Source organism: Sphingobium soli (assembly GCF_020782245.1).
GTDB lineage: Bacteria > Pseudomonadota > Alphaproteobacteria > Sphingomonadales > Sphingomonadaceae > Sphingobium > Sphingobium soli.
In genome coordinates, this window is the sequence record NZ_JAJGNP010000001.1 from 278528 (window position 1) to 297351 (window position 18824).

An 18824-nucleotide genomic window follows, 5' to 3' on the forward strand; every position below is an offset into this window, starting at 1 on the left:
ACAAGAATGTTCGCCCGCACCCCCCGGCTGTTGCTGCGGCCCGGCTGGATGGAAGATGCCCCGGCGTTGGCCGCGGCCATCAATGACCCTGCGGTCCTGCGCAATTTATCGCATGTGCCCAATCCGTATACGGCAGAGGATGCGCAGCGGTTTCTGGCCCTGCCCCATCATCCCCGGATGCCCCGGCTGCTCGCCTTTTCGCGCACGCGGGGTGCTCCGCGCTTGATCGGCGGTTGCGGCGTGCATCCTGGTGCTGATGGCGCGCCGGAACTGGGCTACTGGATTGCCCGCGCCTATTGGGGCCTGGGCTTCGCCACGGAAGCAGCCGGCGCCGTTATCGGCATGGCCCGCGCCAATGGCATACGCACCATCCGCGCCGCCCATTGCGCCGACAACCCGGCATCCGGCAATGTCCTGCGCAAACTTGGCTTCCGCTTCACCGGAGAAACGCAGAAGCGCCATAGCCTGGGCCGGAACGCAATCGTCGATTGCCTGATCTTCGAGGAAGGCGAAGGCGGCGGCATGAATGACGATCCAATGATGGACGCTTACGCAAACGACCTGCCGGTCGCCGCCTAACCCGGCCGATGCAGTCCTAAAGGGGTGGCGATTTCGACAGTCGCCATCCCGTTCAAGGGATCGCGCCCTTGGGACGATCAAAGACGCGCGTGGGGGTACCGGAAAGATCGGTATCAACCAGCGCGGAGAAGCCCAGTCTTTGCGCCACACTGATGGACGCAACATTGTCGGGATGAATGATGCAGCGAAGCGATGGCGACTCACCATGGGCGTCGGCCCATGTCAGCACCGCAGTCATTGCCTCAAGCGCGATCCCCTTGCCCCAGGCGTCGGGCGTCAGCACCCAGCCGGCTTCCGGCACGCCCTCCAGTTCAGGCAGTCCCCGCGCGGCACTGAGCAGTCCCGCTTCCCCCAGGAAGGCGCCGCTCTTTCGATCTTCGATCGCCCACATCCCATAGCCCAGTAACGACCACATGCCGGCGTAGCGTAGCAACCTGAACCACACCGCCTGCCCGTCCTGCGGCGCGCCACCAATATGCTTCACCACCCGCTCGTCCGCCCAAAGCGTCCGGCAGCTGGCATAGTCAGCCAGGCTATGCGGGCGAAGGATCAGGCGGGCGGTCTCCAATATCGGCGCGTTGGTCATCGCTCGATTAAAGAGCGGAGCCATTGGTCCGGTCAAGCCATTGAGGGCGACAATTCATCCTTCCGATCATCCGTCCGGGCCGCCGCATAGGGCGTGTCGGCACTGGCGATCAGATCCCGATCATCCACGGCCCAGGGATGGAAGTTGGGCCGGAAATAGCCGAGCCAAGGCAAAGCGACCCTCCGCAATATGCCGGGACGCAGTAGCGCATAGCGCAGCAGCCCGCCCCATGCAGCCGAGCCCGTCACCCCATCCTGCCGCAACAAATCCATCATGCCGCGGGCGCGATGGTGCATGAAATGGCGTGTCACGACCAGCATCATCATCGACCTGACCCACCAGCGTCGAAAGCGCGGCCAGTCGCGGGTTGCATGGACCCATGTGTCATGCGCCACCCCTTTATGCTCGATTTCCTCGACGGCGTGCCAGCGCCAGAGCGCGGCCACTTCGGGATCGGCCCCGTCCAGATACCGTGAATCGCGCAGCAACTGATGCGCAAGAATCGCGGTAAAATGCTCCAGCGCCATGGTGGCCGCCAGGCTGATGATCGGCGGCCGCTGCCTCGCGAGTTCCAGCACCATCGTCACGTCCGCATCCAAGCGCGACACGTCGTAACCGTGATCGGTCACTTGCCGGTTGAAGGCGACATGTTCGCGGCTATGCGCGACTTCCTGCCGCGTGAAGGCCGCAATCTCCCGCGCCAATTGGTCCGGCGCCCCATCGCGGAAGGCCCGTACGGACTCGATGAAAAAGGCTTCGCCGCGGGGAAAGGTGATCGACAGGGCATTGAAGAAAGCCGTGGCGGTCGGATCGCCATTCAGCCAATGTCGCTGTGCCCGGCGATCCCGACCGAAACGACGATCCCGGGGGATGATGGTGAGGTCGGTGGGGGTCATGAGGACGCCTCCGTTGCTTACTGACATTTATGTAAATAAGAGAAACTGACACCAATGTCAATAAAACGCGCACGCCTTAGCCCCGACCAGAGCCGCCTCGCCGCCATGGAGGCCGCGCGCGCGCTGTTGATCGAGGCGGGACCGCAGGCCGTGACGCTGAAGGCCGTGGCGAGCCGGATCGATCGTACCCATGCCAATCTTCTCCACCATTTCGGATCGGCGGCCGGGCTGCAAAAGGCGCTGGCGGCGCATTTGGCCGAAACCATCACCGCCAGCATCGGCGAGACGGTGGAGGCCGCCCGACGCGGCGAAGAGGGTCCGCGCGCTATCGTCGACATGACCTTCGACGCCTTTGACGCGCAGGGCGCGGGCGCGCTCGCCAGCTGGATGCTCGCATCAGGCAATGAGGATGCGCTCGACCCGGTGGTGGAAGCGATCCACCGCCTCGTCGATCGGCTCGCCGGCAGTGCGTTGAGCGCGGACCTTGCTGAACTGATCCGGGAAAATACGCTGATGCTGGTCCTGCTCGCACTGGGCGATTCGCAATTGGGTGGGCCGATGGCCGCCGCGATCGGATTGCCACGGGCCAAGGCGCGTGAAATCGCGACCCGCAGCCTCACCTTTGCCCTGATGCAGGAGGCCGCGACGATCGCCGCGCAAGCCGAGGTTTAACTTTGCCGTCAATGGGGCTATGGGCGCGCCATGCATTTCCTCGATCAAGCGAAAATCTTTATCAAGTCCGGCTGGGGCGGTCCTGGCGCGGTCAGCTTCCGGCGCGAAAAATATGTCGAATATGGCGGCCCGGACGGCGGCAATGGCGGCAAGGGCGGCGACATCATCTTTGAAGCGGTGGCCGGCCTCAACACACTGATCGATTTTCGCTACACCCAGCATTTCAAGGCGCAGCGCGGCCAGCCCGGCATGGGCAAGAATCGCTATGGCGCGGGCGGCGACGATCTGGTCGTCAAGGTGCCGGTCGGCACGCAGATTCTGTCCGATCCGACCCCGATTGAGGGGACGGAGGACGAAGACGGATCGATGGAATATGAGCAGGAACTACTTGCCGACTTCACCGAGGTAGGCCAGCGCATCGTCCTGCTGCGCGGCGGCGATGGCGGGCGGGGGAACCTCTCGTACAAGACGAGCACCAATCGCGCCCCGCGCCAGCATGGCACGGGCTGGCCGGGCCAGGAAATGTGGGTATGGCTGCGCCTCAAGCTGCTGGCTGATGTCGGCCTCGTCGGGATGCCCAATGCGGGCAAGTCGACGCTCATCAATCAAGTGACGAATACCAAGGCGAAGGTCGGCGCCTATGCCTTCACCACCACCAAACCGCAACTTGGCGTTGTACTGCACCGCGATCGCGAATTTGTGCTGGCGGACATTCCCGGCCTTATCGAAGGAGCCGCCGAGGGAGCAGGTATAGGCGATCGGTTCCTGGGGCATATCGAACGCTGCCGGGTGCTGTTGCACCTGATCGACGCGACCGGCGACGATCCGGTCGAAGCCTTTCGCATCGTGACCGACGAACTGGCGGCCTATGGCGGAGGGCTGGACGAAAAGCCCCAGCTGGTCGCTCTCAACAAGGGGGACTTGCTGGGTCAGGAACTGATGGAAGACATTGCCGACCAGTTACGCGAGGAAGCCGGCGTCGAGGATGTGTTCATCATTTCGGGCGCAACCGGCGAAGGCGTCGGCGCGCTGCTGGACGCGGTGCTGCCGATGCTGGACGCTCCGGCACCACGTGAGGAAGAGGACGCGCCTGAGGCCGAGAAGCCATGGTCGCCGATTTGACAACCCCATAGCCTGCCTCCGTTCGGTTCGAGCTTGTCGAGAACGATGCGCGAGGGTTCTCGACAAGCTCGAAGCGAACGGATTGTATTTTAGACCGCCATGAACCCCCTCTCCGGTTTCCCTCCTGCGCTCGTCCGCCGCCTCGTCATCAAGGTCGGCTCGGCCCTGCTGGTCGATCCTGCGGGAGAGGTGCGCGTTGACTGGCTGCGCACGCTGGTCGCGGACGTCGCTGCCCGCAAGGCGGCGGGACAGCAGGTCATCATCGTGTCTTCGGGCGCCATCGCGCTGGGGGCAAGGCGGCTCAAACTGCCCAAAGGCGGGCGAGGGTCGCTCGAAGATGCGCAGGCCGCCGCTGCCACCGGGCAGATCGCACTGTCGCAATGCTGGGCGGGCCTGCTCGATCAGCAAGGCATCACGGCCGCACAGATGCTGGTGACGCTGGACGATCTGGAAAACCGGCGGCGCTACCTCAACGCGTCGGCGACGCTCGAGCGGTTGATGACGCTCGACGTCGTGCCCGTCGTCAACGAAAATGACAGCGTAGCGACCGCTGAAATCCGGTTCGGCGACAATGATCGGCTGGCGGCGCGTATCGGACAGGCGGCACGGGCTGACGCGGTTGTCCTGCTTTCTGATGTTGACGGGCTTTACACCGCCAACCCGCAGGTCGATGCGACCGCGATGTTGATTGATACGATCGAGACGATCGACGCGCGGATCGCGGCGATGGCGGACGGCGGCTCCGCGTCGGGTATGGGGTCGGGGGGCATGGTGTCCAAGATACAGGCGGCCCGCATCGCCACCGGGGCAGGCGCGCATCTGGCGATTATATCTGGCAAGATTGACGCGCCGCTGTCGCATTGGGCCAATGGTGGGCGGGGCTCCATATTTCTGGCCGCGCAGGCCAAGGGCGCGCGCAAGGGCTGGCTCGCGGGTCGGTTGACGACTCAAGGGCGGATCATCGTGGACGCAGGCGCGGAACAGGCGCTGGCCAAGGGCAACAGCCTGTTACCCGCCGGTGTCGCCCGCGTCGAAGGTGTGTTCGATCGCGGCGATGTGATCGACATAGTGGCGCAGGACGGCCGCGTGATCGCGCGTGGCCTGATCGAATATGACAGCGTCGCCGCCGCCAGGATCGCAGGCCGCCGCAGCGAGGACATACCCGCCCTGCTGGGCGAAATGCCCCGGTCGGTATTGGTCCATCGCGACCATCTGGCAATGATCTGAGCCATGGCGCCGTTTCGCATCGCCATGACCGGCGCAACCGGTTTTGTGGGCACAGACGTGCTCGAACAGGCATTGGGAGAAGGTCTGCGCGTCAATGCGCTGACGCGGCGGGCGCAACCGCCCCGCGCCCGGCTGAAATGGGTGCCAGGGGCTCTGGAAGACGCCGCCGCGCTTGATACGCTGGTGCGCGACGCCGATGCCGTCATCCACATTGCCGGCGTCGTCAATGCGCCCGACCGCGCCGGTTTCGAGGCCGGCAATGCGCGCGGGACGGTGGCGGTCATCGACGCCATGCGCCGGCGCGGCATCCGTCGGCTGGTCCATGTCTCCTCGCTCGCCGCGCGCGAGCCCGAATTGTCGGATTATGGCTGGTCGAAGGCGCTGGCCGAACGCCACGTGAAGGCGAGCGCGCTTGATTGGACGATCGTGCGTCCCCCCGCCATTTACGGCCCCAATGATCGCGAAATGCTGGACCTGTTCCGCATGGCCAAGCGCGGGATCATGATGCTGCCCCCCGGCGGGCGGCTGTCGGTCATCCATGTCGGTGATCTTGCTCGGCTATTGCTGGCGGCGGCGAAGGAAACCGAAAATAGTCTCGCCCACACCTACGAAATTGATGACGGCACGCCGGGCGGCTGGGATCATCACGATTTCGGCGCCGCGATCGGCCGCGCCGTGGGGCGGCAGGTGCGAACATTGGCGACGCCGCGCTGGGCACTCGGCATGGCGGCGCGGGCAGACCGGATGATACGCGGCGGCAAGGCGAAGCTGACCCCCGACCGCGTGGACTATTTCTGCCATCCCGACTGGGTGGTCACGCCAGAGATGCAGCCGCCCCGGCGCTTGTGGATGCCCCAGATTCCGACCGAAGACGGTCTCAAAGCCACGGCGGCCGCCTATCGGGAAAAGGGCTGGATCTGATCCTGGGTTAGCGGATAACGGAACCCTTGTGGCCAGCCGGCGCTTGGGTTCCCATGACCGAACGCATGTCTCCTTCCGAACAGCCCAGCGCCCGCCGCCTGCAACGCGCAGGATGCTGGGTCGTTGGCCTTATTCTGGCGATCGTCATCGTCATCTTCCTGGCGCGCAACATCTGGCATGGCGAGGAATTGCAGGAGGATCAGGCCAGGGGCGGCGCCAATGTGACCCAGCATACCGGCAAAAGCTACGACTGAGCCCTCAGCGATCCTCGGGCGCGGGCTGCTTTGCCCGTTGCTCGGCCAGAAATGCGCTGATCGCCTGCCCGCTGGCATTGAGCAGCGGGTAGGTGCGTGCGTCGCTCAGCCAATCGGGCCGGCGTGCGCCGCTGCCGTAGAAAGTGTCGTAGACCAGGCTGAAGGCAAGGAAGATCAACGTCGCGCCGATCAGACCCTTCACCGCGCCAAAGCCCGCGCCCAAGACCCGGTCGACCGGTCCCAGGATCGACTGGCGCGTACGTCGGCCGATGGCATGGGCCAGCATCTTGCCCGCGCCGAATGTGACGCCGAACACAAGGACCAGCGCCAGCACCGCCGCACCGCTCGGCGAGCCGACAAAGGCGCTGAGCAGTTCGGCAGCCGATGCATGAAAGAGGCGGATGGCGAAGATCGCCAGCACCCAGGCGATGAGAGACAGGGTTTCCAGCACGAAACCGCGCAGCAGCCCCAGCACGGCACACCCGCCGATGGCGAGCAGAACGAGAATGTCGATGGCGTTCATCGCCTGCGTGGCTATCCGCGTCCCAGCATCTGGTCAACCAGCTGCGCGAGCGTGCGAAAACCACTCACCGCTATCCCGTTCACGCCATCGCTGGCGGACGCGGGCACGAAGGCCCGGTTGAAGCCCAATTTGGCCGCTTCCCGCAGCCGCAGCGGCGCATGCGCGACAGGCCGGATCTCGCTCGACAAGGCGACTTCGCCGAACAGCACGACGTCGGCGGGCACCGGCCGCTCCGATAACGCCGAGATCAGCGCGGCCGCGACGGCCAGATCGGCGGCGGGATCGGACAGGCGATACCCGCCCGCGACGTTGAGATATACCTCGGCCGTCGAAAAGCTGAGGCCACAGCGCGCCTCCAGCACGGCAAGGATCATCGCCAGCCGGCCATTGTCCCAGCCAACGACGGCCCGACGCGGCGTCGCGCCACTCGACAGGCGCACGACCAGCGCCTGTATCTCCACCAGCACGGGTCGCGTCCCTTCCAGCGCCGGGAAGACCGTTGCGCCTGTCACCGTCTCGTCCCGGTTGGTGAGGAACAAAGCCGACGGATTGGCGACCTCTTCCAACCCTTCGGCCACCATCGCGAAGACGCCGATCTCGTCGGTACCGCCAAAGCGGTTCTTGACCGCGCGCAGGATACGATATTGGTGGCTGCGTTCGCCTTCGAACGCCAGCACGGTATCGACCATATGTTCCAGCACGCGCGGCCCCGCGATGCTGCCATCCTTGGTGACGTGCCCCACGAGGATCAGCGCGGTGCCGCGCTGCTTGGCGAATTTGATGAGTTCCTGGGACGAGGCGCGCACCTGGCTGACGGTGCCGGGTGCGCCCTCGATCAGGTCGCTGTGCATCGTCTGGATCGAATCGATGATGAGCAGAGCAGGCGGTGGCCCCTCCCCCAGCGTGGTCAATATGTCGCGCACGGATGTCGCGCTCGCCAATTGCACCGGCGCGGTGCCAAGGCCCAGCCGCTGCGCCCGCAAACGCACTTGGTCGGCCGCCTCCTCACCGCTGATATAGGCGACTGAAAGGCCGCGCATCGCGATCCGCGCCGCCGCCTGGAGCAGCAGGGTCGATTTGCCGATACCCGGATCGCCGCCGATAAGGGTCGCCGAGCCATGAACGATGCCGCCCCCTAGCGCCCGGTCGAATTCGGCAATGCCGGTGCTCGTGCGCGGGGGCAGCTCGACCGCGCTGTCAAGACCCACCAGCGTGATCGCCCGGCCGCCATTTTGCAGGTCGTGCCGCGCGGAAAAGACCGTCTCCCCGGCTTCCTCGACAATGCTGTTCCATTCGCCGCAATCCTCACACTGCCCCTGCCATCGGCTGGTGACGGTGCCGCATTGCTGACAGACGAATTTTCGCTTTGCCTTGGCCATGACCTGTCATGGCGAAAGGCGAGGAACAATTCAAGAACGATCGCGGTCGCAGTGGAAACATCGTCCATGCTCGGGCATTGAAACGGCATGAAAACGATCCGCGTCGCCAGCTACAATATTCGCAAGGCCATCGGCACCGATCGGCGACGGATCCCGGAAAGGGTGCTAGAAGTCCTGGGGGAGGTCGACGCGGACATCATCGCCTTGCAGGAGGCAGACCGACGTTTCGGCGTACGCTCGGCCGCCATTCCGCCTCTGCTGCTCGACATGTTGAGCGGTTACAAGTCCGTGCCCCTCAATATCCAGACCGACTCGATGGGCTGGCATGGCAATGCGATCCTGGTTCGCAAGGAAGCCGAAATTGGCGTCCATGACGTGCTGCACCTGCCCTATCTGGAACCGCGCGGCGCGACCATGGCGGAAATCACGGCGAAGGACATCACTGTGCGCGTGTTTGGCATGCATCTTGACCTGTCGGGCCTGTGGCGTCGCCGGCAGGCGGCTGCGGTCATCCATGCTGCTGCGCAAGGCGAAAGCTTGCCCACCATCTTGATGGGCGATCTCAACGAATGGAGCGCAAATGGTGGGTGTCTGGCTGATTTTGGCCGTCATTACAGCTTTGCCCCCTGCGGCCGCAGCTTTCACGCTCGCCGGCCCGTCGCCCGGTTGGACCGTATCATGCATTGCAGCCAACTGACCCTGAAGGCCTGCGGCGTCCATGAAAGCGCCGCCGCGCGCAAGGCATCCGATCATCTGCCGATCTGGGCGGAATTCTCTGTTGATTGAGGTCGTCTTGCTGTTCGGCCACCTGTCATCGCCCTCGACAATGCGCTCTGCCTCTGCGACCCTGATACCATGAAGGAGCGGGAATTACGGCTCGCGCTGGTCTGCTACGGCGGCATCAGCCTGGCCATCTACATGCACGGCATCACCAAGGAAGTCTGGCGGCTCGCCCGCGCCAGCCGCGCCTATCATGACGATGCAGCGCCCAGCAGCAGCAGCGAAGCCGTCTATCGCGCGCTCATCGGCGCGATCGAGACGCAAAGCGGCATTCGCCTGCGCGTCATGCCCGACATCATCGCAGGAGCCAGCGCCGGCGGCATCAACGGCATCTTCCTGGCGCAAGCGATAGAAACCGGGCAATCTCTGGAACCACTGACCGACCTCTGGCTCGACAATGCCGATGTCGATCAATTGCTGGACCCCGACGCCCGACCAGCCCGCGCTTTCACCAAATTCTGGGCGACGCCGCTCGTCTGGATGGCGGCGCGCCATCCCGGCGATGCGGTGGAACGCACCGTGGCGCCCGGCACCCGGGAGGAGGTGCGGATGAAATTGTCGCGCTTCATCCGGTCGCGCTGGTTCGACCCGCCGTTCGGCGGAGAAATTTTCACCACCATGCTGCTCGACGCGTTCGATGCCATGGCGGCGGCCGACCGGGGACCGCCCTTGCTGCCTGAAGGCCATCCGCTCGACCTGTTCGTCACGGTCACGGATTTCGAAGGCCATCCCCAAAGCCTTAATCTCAACAGTCCGCCGCAGGTCATCGAAACCGAACATCGGCTCTCCATCGGCTTCCGCGCGCGCGGGCGGGGCGAAAGGCTGTTCGCTGACACTGCCGAACTGGTGTTCGCCGCCCGCGCGACGGCCAGTTTCCCCGGCGCCTTCCCGCCCTTTACCGCGCGGGAACTTGATAGGGTGCTGAAGCGAAAACACCGCAACTGGCCAACCCGCGACATTTTTCTCGCGCGTGCCCTGCCGCGTCATGCCGCGCGCGGCGCCGCCGAGGACGCTGTGCTGATCGACGGATCGGTCCTGGCCAACGCTCCCTTCGCCCAGGCGATCGGCGCGCTGCGTAACCGGCCATCCCGCCGCGAGGTGGACCGGCGCTTCGTCTACATCGATCCCAAGCCGGGGCACCGGTCCATCCGCCTTAACAAGGAGGGGCAGCAGGAAGATCTGCCGAGCGGAGCTACTCCGCCCCTTCCCGGCTTTTTCCGCACCATCTTCGGCGCGCTGTCCGACATTCCGCGCGAACAACCCATTCGCGACAATCTGGATGTCATCGACCGCCATTCCGCGCGAATCCGTCGCATGCGGCGGATTTTCGACGCGCTGCGCCCCGGCATTGAGGCGGATGTGGAGAGCGCGGTCGGCCGCATGCTGTTTCTGGACCGGCCAACGCCCGCGCGTCTGTCAGCCTGGCGCGCCAAGGCGCAGCAGCGCGCCGCCGGCGCTGCCGGCTTCGCCTATCCCGCTTATGGTCATCTCAAATTGTCGGGCATCGTCGAATCGCTTTGTGCGCTTCTGTTCCGGTTGAGCGGAGAGGATAGCGCCATGATGCGCGAAGCCTATCGCCAGGCAATATGGGCAGCGGTGCGCAATCAGGGCGCCGACCAATTAAGCGAAAGCAGCGGATCGGCCGCGGCACCCGTCGCCTTCTTCCGCGCCCATGATCTGGCGTTCCGCATCCGCCGTCTGCGATTTATGGCACGCCGTCTGGCCGAAACTCTGGAGATAGAGGCGCAAGCGGAGGATTCTGCGGTGCTCGCCATGCATGACGCGATTTATGGCGCGCTGTCTCTCTATGCCGAATGCGAAGACCATGACTTTTATGGCGACAGCGTCGTTGCCGCAGCCAAGGCCGTACCTGGCGACGCCGCTGCCGCGCTGGATGCGGTGGCGGCGGCGCGGGACCTCAAGGCCCGCGACGAGTCGGCCGACCGGATGCTGGCGGAGGCTCTGGCCGGGCTGCCCAAGGCAGGTCGCCGCACCATGTTGCTGGCCTATCTCGGCTTTCCCTTCACTGACATTGCCTCTCTACCGTTGCTCCAGGGCGACACTCTGGATGAATATGATCCGGTCAAGGTGGACCGGATTTCGCCGGAAGATTGCTCTGCCATTCGTCCGGGCGGCGCCGAAGCAACGCTGAAAGGGATAGAATTCAACAACTTCGGCGCATTTTTCAGCCGGGTCTATCGCGAGAATGATTATCTATGGGGGCGGCTGCACGGCATCGAACGGCTTCTAGACATCGTGAATTCGAGTGTTCCTGCGGCAAGTCGGCTTTCGCCAGACATGCTGGCCGACTATAGGCGGGCGGCGTTTCTGGCGATCCTCGACGAGGAAGAGTCGCGCTTGCCGCATGTTGCGGACTTGATCGCCAGCTTGCGGGAGGAAATCGGGTGAGCAGGCGTTTGGTGCTGGTTCCGATGGCTATGATGCTGGCGCTGACCGCCGGCTGCCGTGCGTCCGACGACAGCGCGCAGACGGACGATGTTGCCCAGCCGCTTCAGCCGGCAGCCGCTCAGGCTACCGCCCCGGAACCGCCCGCGCCTCAGCCCGCTGCGCCAACGAAGCCTACGCCGGCAGCAGCGGCCGCCGCTCCGACGCCCGCCAGTCCTGTCGTCACCGTGCGTACGCAACCCGCCCCTTACTTCCCGCTCGACTTACCCCCATCCGACGTCGCTGCCAGCGCCGCGCCCTTTCCGCGCGAGGTGACGGAATTCATGGTTTCGCGCGATGGCTGCGACCATTTTCGCGGCGAGGACCCCTATGACGCTGAACGCCGCGCCTTCATTCAGGAAAATATCGACGAGCTTTGCCGGGGCACGGACGCGCGCCTGGCTATGCTGCGGCGGCGCTATGCCGGCGACCCGTCGGTGATCGCCGCCCTGAAAGGCTATGACGACCGGATCGAAACGCAACTCAGCTATCGCTGATCACTCCAGCAAGGCATCGATCGCCCGCGCCAGGTCTACATCCCGCTGGGACAGGCCGCCTGCGTCATGCGTTGTCAGCACAATGTCGACGCGATTATAGACGTTGGACCATTCTGGATGATGGTCGGCCTTCTCCGCCAAAATGGCGACCCGCGTCATAAAACCGAAGGCGGCGTTAAAGTCGGCGAAGGTGAAGCGGCGGGACAGTCCGTCCGGGTCGGTAATCGCAGTCCAGTTCGATAGGTGCGCGAGCGCCTTGGCGCGTTCGTCTTCGTTCAACCTGGCGATCATGTCTCTATCCCTTGGCGGCGCTTTGCGCTTATGTGGCAGTCATGTCGCAGACCCGTCAACCGCCGCGCTTCGCGCCTACAGCGCAGGACATCGAAACGCTCGCGCTTGAAGCTCTGAGCCGCCTGCCCGATCCCTTTCGGGAACATCTGTTCAACGTCGTGCTGTTTGTCGAAGACTTCGCCGATTCCGACACGCTGCGGGCGATGGACATTGACGACCCCTTCGGCCTCACTGGGCTTTATACCGGGCGCCCGGTCGGGCAAGACGCGCAGACGGGCGATACGCCCCCTATGATCCACCTGTTTCGCCGTCCCCTGCTCGACGAATGGGTCGAAACCGGGGTGCCCCTCGACGCCCTCATCACCCATGTCGTCGTGCATGAGATTGGCCATCATTTCGGCCTGTCCGACATCGATATGCACGTGCTGGAGGATATGGTCGGATCATGATCGATGCGGCGCTGCGGCTCGACGACGTCGCCTGCGTGCGCGGCGGGCGGATGTTGTTCCGCGGCGTGCACCTGACATTGGCTCCAGGGAACGGCGCGATGCTCACCGGTCCCAATGGCGTGGGCAAATCCAGCCTATTGCGGCTTTGCGCCGGGCTGCTTCCGGCTTTCACCGGATCGGTAGCCCGGAGCGGGGGCGTGGCGCTATGCGACGAGAAGCTGGCGCTGGACAGCGATGCGACGCTTCATAAGGCGCTGTCCTTCTGGGCCGCGATCGACAAGGCGGACCCGGCGCAGGTCGATGCCGCAATCGACGTCATGGCCTTGGGCCCGCTTGCCTGCGTGCCGGTGCGAATGCTTTCGACGGGGCAACGAAAGCGCGCCATGCTTGCGCGGACCATCGCGAGCGGCGCAGCCATATGGCTGCTGGACGAGCCGGGCAATGGCCTCGACGCCGCCTCGCTCGAACTTCTGGGCTACGCCGTTGAGCGTCATCTGGCCAATGGGGGAATCTCCCTCGTCGCGTCCCACCAACCTCTTTCCATACCCGCGCCGGTGACGATCCACCTGCCAGACCATCAGGTCGCGCCGGAATGAGGCTGGTGTGGCTTCTCGTCCGCCGGGACTTGCGGCAAGCCTGGATATCGGCCGGGCTCTGGCTGCCTGTGGCGTTCCTGCTGCTCGTCGCCAGCCTCTACCCTTTCGCGGTCGGGCCCGACGCCCGGCTGCTCGCGCGTACCGGAGGAGGCATGCTCTGGATCGCCGCGCTGCTCGCCAGCCTGCTGCCGGTGGATCGCCTGATCGCCCCGGATGCGCAGGCCGGCGTGCTTGATCAGATGGCCGCGCGCGGCATTGGCGAAGAAATGATCGTTCTGGCCCGCCTGGTGGCGCACTGGATCGGCTTTGGACCGCCCTTGATGCTTGCGGCCCTGCCCGCGGCCGCCTTGCTGAAGCTAGACAGCGCGATGTTGGTCCGCCTCGAAATCGGCCTGCTCATCGGTACGCCGGCACTTGCTGCCCTTGGCCTGCTCGTAGCTACGCTCACTGCCGGTTTGCGCTCCAGCGGTGCGCTGGCGGGGCTCCTTGCGCTGCCGCTTGCCGTGCCGCTGCTGATTTTCGGCGCCGGCACATTGGGGGATGGCAGCGGAGCCGCGCTCAAATTTCTCGCGGCCGCGTCGCTGTTGCTAGTCGCGATCACGCCTTTCGCAGGCGGGGCAGCGCTGCGCGCCGGGCGCGAATAGCGACAGGCGGCCGCCAAACCGGCTCTAAACGCCGGTCAATAATATCCTCATTGACCTTCGCGCGCGGCGGGCATAGCAGGGCGGCGCTTTTCCCAAGGACAAGAGTGCCCGAACAATGACCTATGTCGTGACCGACAATTGCATCCGCTGCAAATTCATGGATTGCGTCGAGGTCTGCCCCGTGGATTGTTTCTACGAGGGGGAAAATATGCTGGTTATCAACCCTAGCGAGTGCATCGATTGCGGTGTGTGCGAGCCGGAATGTCCTGCCGAGGCGATCCTGCCCGACACCGAGAACGGCCTGGAAAAATGGCTGGAGCTCAACACCAAATATTCCGCCGAATGGCCCAACATCACGGTCAAGGGCGATGCGCCGGCTGATGCCGAAGCCATGAATGGCGTCGAGAACAAGCTTGACCAGTTCTTTTCTCCCGAACCGGGCAAGGGCGACTAAGCCAGCCTCGATCGCGTTGACGTCTCATATCGAGCCACGCTCCCAGCGATTATGTCTGGGGGTGGTAATTTTGTTACGAATCTGCTAAAAGCGGCCGCAACGGTCGGATTCCCCTAGATGCGGCCCTGGAGAATGAACTTCATGTCTTGACGGGTCGCGCCGGGCACATTGTGGCATTCCGCTTTGTTTCGCTGCTCCGCGACGGCCCGCCTCCCGCTAGAATTGGAAAGGTATCAAATGGCTGCCAAGGCGCTGTCCTTTGACGTTGGTGATTATGTCGTTTACCCCAAGCATGGCGTTGGCCGTGTGATCGAGCTTCAGAAGGAGCAGATTGCGGGCATGGAATTGGAGCTCTATGTGCTCCGGTTCGAAAAGGAGCGCATGACGCTCCGCGTGCCGACCAACAAGGCCGAAGGCGTAGGTATGCGCAAGCTCTCTTCCAACAAGACGTTGGAAGAGGCCATGGAAACGCTCAAGGGCAAGCCCAAGGTCAAGCGCACCATGTGGTCGCGCCGTGCGCAGGAATATGAAGCGAAAATCAATTCGGGCGATCTGGTGTCGATCGCCGAAGTGACCCGCGACTTGTTCCGCGCCGACGATCAGCCGGAACAAAGCTATTCGGAGCGTCAGATTTTCGAAGCCGCTTCGAGCCGCCTGGCGCGCGAACTGGCCGCTATGGAAGAGACGGACGAACCAAGTGCTCTGCAGAAAATCCTGCGCATCCTGAATGAGGCTGCGCCCAAATATGCGAAGGTCGAGGGCTGATCATTCGTCGTTTTTGAGACATAAAAAAGGAGCGCTTCGACCCTGTCGATGCGCTCCTTTTTTCGACCTTGTCGCGGCGACCAGAGCTTACTGATCCTTTACGGCGCCCGCGGCGTCCTGGGCCGCATCACCCACGCTGCTAGCTGCTTCGCCGACCTGAGAAGCCGCGCTGGACACGGCATTGTCCTTGCTGGTTTCACTGCTGATCAGGAAGAAGGCAGCGACCGCCACCACGACGACCAGCAACAAGATCGCCAGCGTCATGCCGCCGCCACTGCGACGCTCAATCACCGTGGTCGTCGTAGTTGCCGGTCGTTCCTGTTCGACCTGGTAATCGGCCATGATCTCGTCCTCCTCCTCATTGTTGTGCCACCCGGCAGGATCAATGCCGAATAGGATACGGAGGTTCCCGATCGGCCCTCTAATTGCCTCGATAGCTGCTATAGCCATAGGGGCTCATGACAACCGGCACATGATAGTGGGCGCTGTCGTCATCAGCGCGAAAAACAATGTCGATTTCAGGAAAAAAGGGCTTGGCCCCCGCGCCCGCATAGCGGCTGATGTCGAAGCGAATCCGGTAGATGCCCGGCGGCGTCACCACCTCCGACCCGAAGTTGCGCACACGGCCATTGGCATCGGTCGCCGCGCTGCCCACCGCAACCCAGTCGCCAGCGTCATTTTTCCGCTCCAGCGTGGCAGGGATGCCCGCGCCGCCGGTGCCCGTCGCCAAGTCCAGTACATGGGTCGAAATCTCCGATGCTGCCGCGGGCATCGGCAGGGCGGCAAGAGCGCCAAGGATTGAAATAGAAAATGCGTAAACGGCCTTCATGACGGCACCTTCCAACTTTGGACGATATGTAAAACGCATGTTCAGGCCGTCCCGTCCTCGACCGGGACGAAAGCACCCTTGGCGCGATCCTTTACCACCTTGTCCGCGCGGAAGACCGATCCGCTCATGGTGATATAGACGCCCGGCTCGGCCACCTGCGCCGTGGCGAATGCCATGCCCAGATTGAAGCTTGCGTCGCTCTCGCCGAAACGCGCAGGGGCCAGGGCGCCGACAAGCACGATCGTCTTGCCCTCTATGTCTTTCAGAACCTTCGCCGTTTCGGTCATGGTGTCGGTGCCATGGGTGATGACGATGTGCCGTTCCCGCGCCGCTGCGACCCGGGCCGCGACCAGCGCACGGTCCTTGTCGTCCAGTTCCAGACTGTCCTTGCGGGTGACTTCCTCGATCCGGAAAGGCCGCTTGACGCGGGCTACGTCGAGCAGCTTCGCCATCACGGTTTCACCAACCTGATAATCGGACAGGGCATCGAAATAGATTTTGTCGATGGTGCCGCCAGTCGTCAGCAGCAGAATCGGGGCGTCGGGGGACAGCATGGCATACTCCGAAGGATGTTTGCGGGGCCTCTAGCCTAACGCTTTTCGAAGGGGAACCGCCCATCAGTCCCCGCGCGCCATCGCCTCTCCGCGATCCCGCGCGGCTTCCAGCGTTTCGGTCATAAGCGTCAGCAGCCGATCGTCCGCGTCCAGGACGTTCAGGCCCTCACGCGTCATCCCGCCGGGGCTCGCCACCTGATCGGCCAATGTCGCCGGCGTCACCTGCGCCGCCGCCGCCATATTGGCCGCGCCCTGCACTGTCGCCATCGCCATTCGCGCGGCCTGATCTGCTGGAATACCGATCGCCTCCCCTGCTCGCGACAGCGCGTCGACAAAGCGGAAGAGAAAGGCCGGTCCACAACCCGACAGCGCCGTCACCCGGTTGAACAGCGCCTCGTCCGCCATCCATTCGGAAAGGCCCAGCGGTCCCAGCAAAGCTTCCATATTCGCCCTGCCGGACGGGGAAGTATGTGCATCGGTGTAGAGGGCTACAACGCCCTGCCCCATGCCGACTGGCAGGTTCGGCATCGCGCGCACGATGTCGCCCGTCGCCGGGAAACGCGCACGCAGGTCCCCCAACGTCGTCCCCGCCAGGATCGACAGCATCGAGACTTCGGCATGGCAAAGCGGTGCCAGTTGCGCTGCGACGTCGGCGACCTGATAGGGCTTCATGCCCAGAATCACGGTCGTACCGTGCGCCAGCGCCTGCGGATAGGTCGTCACCACATCGACCCCGTCCGCTACGGGCCCACCGCTTGGCCGCAGGACTGTGACGCGGCTGGGGTCAAGACCGCAGTCCAACCAACGGTTCAACATCTGTCCGGCCATATTGCCGCAACCGACGAGGAAGAGATGCTCGGGCCAGCCTTTGGCCATGGATCAGGCCTCGCCGCGGGTTTCGATCAGGCTGGCCGAAATCGCCTCTGACGGCGACTTGCCGCCCCACAGGACGAACTGGAATACCGGATAGAAGCGCTCGCATTCGTCAATCGCGGTTTCGACCAGCAATTGCGCCTGATCGAGCGTCAGCGTGCCGCCCGCACCCAGCAGGGCTCCATGGCGGAACAAAACTATGCCGCTGGACGACCATAATTCGAAATGGCCGATCCATAGCTGCTCGTTGATGAGGCCCAGCGTTTCATAGATCGCCGAACGCTTGTCTTCCGCCACGCGCACGTCAGGCAGCACCAGCAGTTGAAGCACCTGATCTTCGTCACGCCAGATGCCTCGCAATTCATATTGCGCCCAGGACCCTTGCGTATTGCCGACGATCTCATCCTCGCCGACCTGGTCGAAGCTCCAGCCATGCGCCTCAAAATAAGCGGCCAGCATGTCAATCGGCGCAGCTTCCTGCCCGCCCTGTTCAAATTCGTCGCTATCCATCATCGGCGCGCCTTAACACCGTAGGACGGCAAAGGACAGTCGTTCAGTTGGCGTCGTCCGGCAGCGGGGCAACGCCTTCGATGCTGCGATCGAGCGCTTCGTTCGCCTTGGGCTTGACGGTCTTGACGCTCTTGGCGACTGGTTCACCAGCCTTGCCTTCCAGCGCGTCGATGCGGGCTTTCAACGATTCCACCTCTTCACGCGCGGCCTGGGCCATCGCCTTGACCGTATCGAATTCCTCGCGCGATACGAAGTCTACACCGCCGATCCATTCCTTGGCACGTTCCCGCGCGTTGGATTCAAATTCGCGAGTCATCCCGGCCATGGTGCCGGCCGCGCCGTTGACCAGCTTGGCCAGATCGTCGAAAAAGCGATTCTCGCTCTGCATTGCTCTTGTCCTTCCTGCGGCGCGACCGGCGCCTTCCTTTATCTTACTTGGGCCCTGAGCGCCGGGGCCACAAGGGTTTCCGCATCAGGATTAAGGCGGCCGATCTCGTAATTGAGAACTGCGGCGAAACATAGCCAGGCCAAATAGGGCAGCATCAATATGCCAGCCAGTCGGCGAATGCGCCAGAAATAGCGGATGGTGAGCCCCACGGCGACGATCAGCGCCACAATCAGGATCAGCGCCGCGTCCACCTGATGCATTCGAAAGAAAAGCGGCGACCAGGCCAGGTTCATCACCAGTTGCAACAGGAATAGGCCGACCGCCACGCCGCGCGCTTGCGCCCCCCGCGCATGCAGCACGATCGCGAACGCCAGCGCCATCAGCACATACAGGATCGTCCAGGCGACGCCGAATGCCCAGCCCGGCGGCATCAATGCGGGCTTGTCCAGCGCGGCGAACCAGCGATTGCCGTAGCCGCTATTGGCGAGTTGGCCAGACAGGAAGCCCAGAAACACGATGGCGGGCACGGTCACGAGCGCCCACCGGAGATAGGACAGGCGCAACTGCCCCCGCGACGCGATTCCATTCAT

26 protein-coding genes are annotated in these 18824 nt (G+C 63.8%); 14 read left to right on the forward strand and 12 right to left on the reverse strand.

Annotated elements, in window-relative coordinates; genetic code table 11:
* The first annotated feature begins 6 nt into the window (after window positions 1–6).
* Window positions 7–579 (forward strand): GNAT family N-acetyltransferase, encoded by a 573-nt coding sequence (locus LL253_RS01290; RefSeq protein ID WP_009822432.1) that lies wholly within the window; start codon window positions 7–9, stop codon window positions 577–579.
* 52 nt (window positions 580–631) lie between these two features.
* Here the strand turns inward: LL253_RS01290 and LL253_RS01295 are convergent, their stop codons facing one another.
* The gene (locus LL253_RS01295; protein ID WP_228225906.1) at window positions 632–1165 is read right to left on the reverse strand and encodes a GNAT family N-acetyltransferase; all 534 of its coding nucleotides are present in this window, start codon (window positions 1163–1165) and stop codon (window positions 632–634) included.
* 32 nt (window positions 1166–1197) lie between these two features.
* A complete protein-coding gene (locus LL253_RS01300; protein WP_228225907.1) occupies window positions 1198–2061 on the reverse strand; it encodes a metal-dependent hydrolase in 864 nt (287 codons plus the stop codon).
* A gap of 54 nt (window positions 2062–2115) precedes the next feature.
* On the opposite strand from LL253_RS01300, the gene LL253_RS01305 reads away from it, so the two are divergent.
* The 5 genes from LL253_RS01305 to LL253_RS01325 all read left to right on the forward strand — a co-directional run bounded on the left by LL253_RS01305 (window position 2116) and on the right by LL253_RS01325 (window position 6257).
* Window positions 2116–2733 (forward strand): TetR/AcrR family transcriptional regulator, encoded by a 618-nt coding sequence (locus tag LL253_RS01305; protein WP_228225908.1) that lies wholly within the window; start codon window positions 2116–2118, stop codon window positions 2731–2733.
* A gap of 30 nt (window positions 2734–2763) precedes the next feature.
* Entirely contained in the window at window positions 2764–3855 is a 1092-nt protein-coding gene (gene obgE, locus LL253_RS01310) for a GTPase ObgE (RefSeq protein WP_009822436.1), read from the forward strand.
* A 99-nt stretch (window positions 3856–3954) separates the two neighbouring features.
* A complete protein-coding gene (proB, locus tag LL253_RS01315) occupies window positions 3955–5082 on the forward strand; it encodes a glutamate 5-kinase (RefSeq protein ID WP_228225909.1) in 1128 nt (375 codons plus the stop codon).
* 24 nt (window positions 5083–5106) lie between these two features.
* The gene (locus LL253_RS01320) at window positions 5107–6003 is read left to right on the forward strand and encodes an NAD-dependent epimerase/dehydratase family protein (RefSeq protein WP_228226089.1); all 897 of its coding nucleotides are present in this window, start codon (window positions 5107–5109) and stop codon (window positions 6001–6003) included.
* A 53-nt stretch (window positions 6004–6056) separates the two neighbouring features.
* Window positions 6057–6257, forward strand: a complete 201-nt coding sequence (locus LL253_RS01325) for a hypothetical protein (RefSeq protein WP_228220727.1) — start codon at window positions 6057–6059, stop codon at window positions 6255–6257.
* A 4-nt stretch (window positions 6258–6261) separates the two neighbouring features.
* Here LL253_RS01325 and LL253_RS01330 read toward each other — a convergent pair whose 3' ends face one another.
* Complete coding sequence (locus LL253_RS01330) at window positions 6262–6780, reverse strand: CvpA family protein (RefSeq protein ID WP_009822440.1); 519 nt, start codon at window positions 6778–6780, stop codon at window positions 6262–6264.
* Between the two features lie 11 nt (window positions 6781–6791).
* The gene (gene radA, locus LL253_RS01335; protein ID WP_009822441.1) at window positions 6792–8159 is read right to left on the reverse strand and encodes a DNA repair protein RadA; all 1368 of its coding nucleotides are present in this window, start codon (window positions 8157–8159) and stop codon (window positions 6792–6794) included.
* Window positions 8160–8246: 87 nt separating this feature from the next.
* Here radA and LL253_RS01340 point away from each other — a divergent pair, with 87 nt between their 5' ends.
* From LL253_RS01340 to LL253_RS01350, 3 genes are all read left to right on the forward strand, one after another.
* Window positions 8247–8945: an endonuclease/exonuclease/phosphatase family protein gene (locus LL253_RS01340; protein ID WP_228225910.1), complete on the forward strand. Its 699-nt coding sequence runs from the start codon at window positions 8247–8249 to the stop codon at window positions 8943–8945.
* A gap of 69 nt (window positions 8946–9014) precedes the next feature.
* Window positions 9015–11348 (forward strand): patatin-like protein, encoded by a 2334-nt coding sequence (locus tag LL253_RS01345; RefSeq protein WP_228225911.1) that lies wholly within the window; start codon window positions 9015–9017, stop codon window positions 11346–11348.
* Window positions 11349–11377: 29 nt separating this feature from the next.
* On the forward strand, window positions 11378–11881 hold the full coding sequence (locus LL253_RS01350) for a hypothetical protein (RefSeq protein WP_009822444.1): 504 nt from the start codon (window positions 11378–11380) through the stop codon (window positions 11879–11881).
* Here the strand turns inward: LL253_RS01350 and LL253_RS01355 are convergent, their stop codons facing one another.
* Window positions 11882–12172, reverse strand: a complete 291-nt coding sequence (locus tag LL253_RS01355; RefSeq protein WP_228225912.1) for a 4a-hydroxytetrahydrobiopterin dehydratase — start codon at window positions 12170–12172, stop codon at window positions 11882–11884. It abuts the gene before it with no gap.
* Window positions 12173–12213: 41 nt separating this feature from the next.
* On the opposite strand from LL253_RS01355, the gene LL253_RS01360 reads away from it, so the two are divergent.
* From LL253_RS01360 to LL253_RS01380, 5 genes are all read left to right on the forward strand, one after another.
* The gene (locus LL253_RS01360) at window positions 12214–12621 is read left to right on the forward strand and encodes a metallopeptidase family protein (protein WP_228225913.1); all 408 of its coding nucleotides are present in this window, start codon (window positions 12214–12216) and stop codon (window positions 12619–12621) included.
* Window positions 12618–13217, forward strand: coding sequence for a heme ABC exporter ATP-binding protein CcmA (ccmA, locus tag LL253_RS01365; protein ID WP_228225914.1), 600 nt, complete (start codon window positions 12618–12620; stop codon window positions 13215–13217). The genes LL253_RS01360 and ccmA overlap by 4 nt, the downstream gene beginning before the upstream one ends.
* The gene (locus tag LL253_RS01370; RefSeq protein WP_009822448.1) at window positions 13214–13861 is read left to right on the forward strand and encodes a heme exporter protein CcmB; all 648 of its coding nucleotides are present in this window, start codon (window positions 13214–13216) and stop codon (window positions 13859–13861) included. The genes ccmA and LL253_RS01370 overlap by 4 nt, the downstream gene beginning before the upstream one ends.
* Before the next feature lie 115 nt (window positions 13862–13976).
* A complete protein-coding gene (fdxA, locus tag LL253_RS01375; RefSeq protein WP_228220720.1) occupies window positions 13977–14315 on the forward strand; it encodes a ferredoxin FdxA in 339 nt (112 codons plus the stop codon).
* A gap of 237 nt (window positions 14316–14552) precedes the next feature.
* Complete coding sequence (locus LL253_RS01380) at window positions 14553–15080, forward strand: CarD family transcriptional regulator (protein ID WP_009822450.1); 528 nt, start codon at window positions 14553–14555, stop codon at window positions 15078–15080.
* 87 nt (window positions 15081–15167) lie between these two features.
* Here the strand turns inward: LL253_RS01380 and LL253_RS01385 are convergent, their stop codons facing one another.
* From LL253_RS01385 to LL253_RS01415, 7 genes are all read right to left on the reverse strand, one after another.
* On the reverse strand, window positions 15168–15422 hold the full coding sequence (locus tag LL253_RS01385) for a hypothetical protein (protein WP_009822451.1): 255 nt from the start codon (window positions 15420–15422) through the stop codon (window positions 15168–15170).
* Window positions 15423–15501: 79 nt separating this feature from the next.
* Complete coding sequence (uraH, locus tag LL253_RS01390) at window positions 15502–15909, reverse strand: hydroxyisourate hydrolase (RefSeq protein ID WP_037543428.1); 408 nt, start codon at window positions 15907–15909, stop codon at window positions 15502–15504.
* Window positions 15910–15950: 41 nt separating this feature from the next.
* Window positions 15951–16463 (reverse strand): asparaginase domain-containing protein, encoded by a 513-nt coding sequence (locus LL253_RS01395; protein WP_228225915.1) that lies wholly within the window; start codon window positions 16461–16463, stop codon window positions 15951–15953.
* Between the two features lie 63 nt (window positions 16464–16526).
* Window positions 16527–17339, reverse strand: coding sequence for a pyrroline-5-carboxylate reductase family protein (locus LL253_RS01400; RefSeq protein WP_228225916.1), 813 nt, complete (start codon window positions 17337–17339; stop codon window positions 16527–16529).
* Window positions 17340–17342: 3 nt separating this feature from the next.
* Window positions 17343–17849, reverse strand: a complete 507-nt coding sequence (locus LL253_RS01405; RefSeq protein ID WP_009822455.1) for a type III secretion system chaperone family protein — start codon at window positions 17847–17849, stop codon at window positions 17343–17345.
* A gap of 40 nt (window positions 17850–17889) precedes the next feature.
* Window positions 17890–18234, reverse strand: a complete 345-nt coding sequence (locus tag LL253_RS01410; protein ID WP_009822456.1) for an accessory factor UbiK family protein — start codon at window positions 18232–18234, stop codon at window positions 17890–17892.
* A 38-nt stretch (window positions 18235–18272) separates the two neighbouring features.
* Entirely contained in the window at window positions 18273–18824 is a 552-nt protein-coding gene (locus tag LL253_RS01415; protein ID WP_228220716.1) for a TspO/MBR family protein, read from the reverse strand.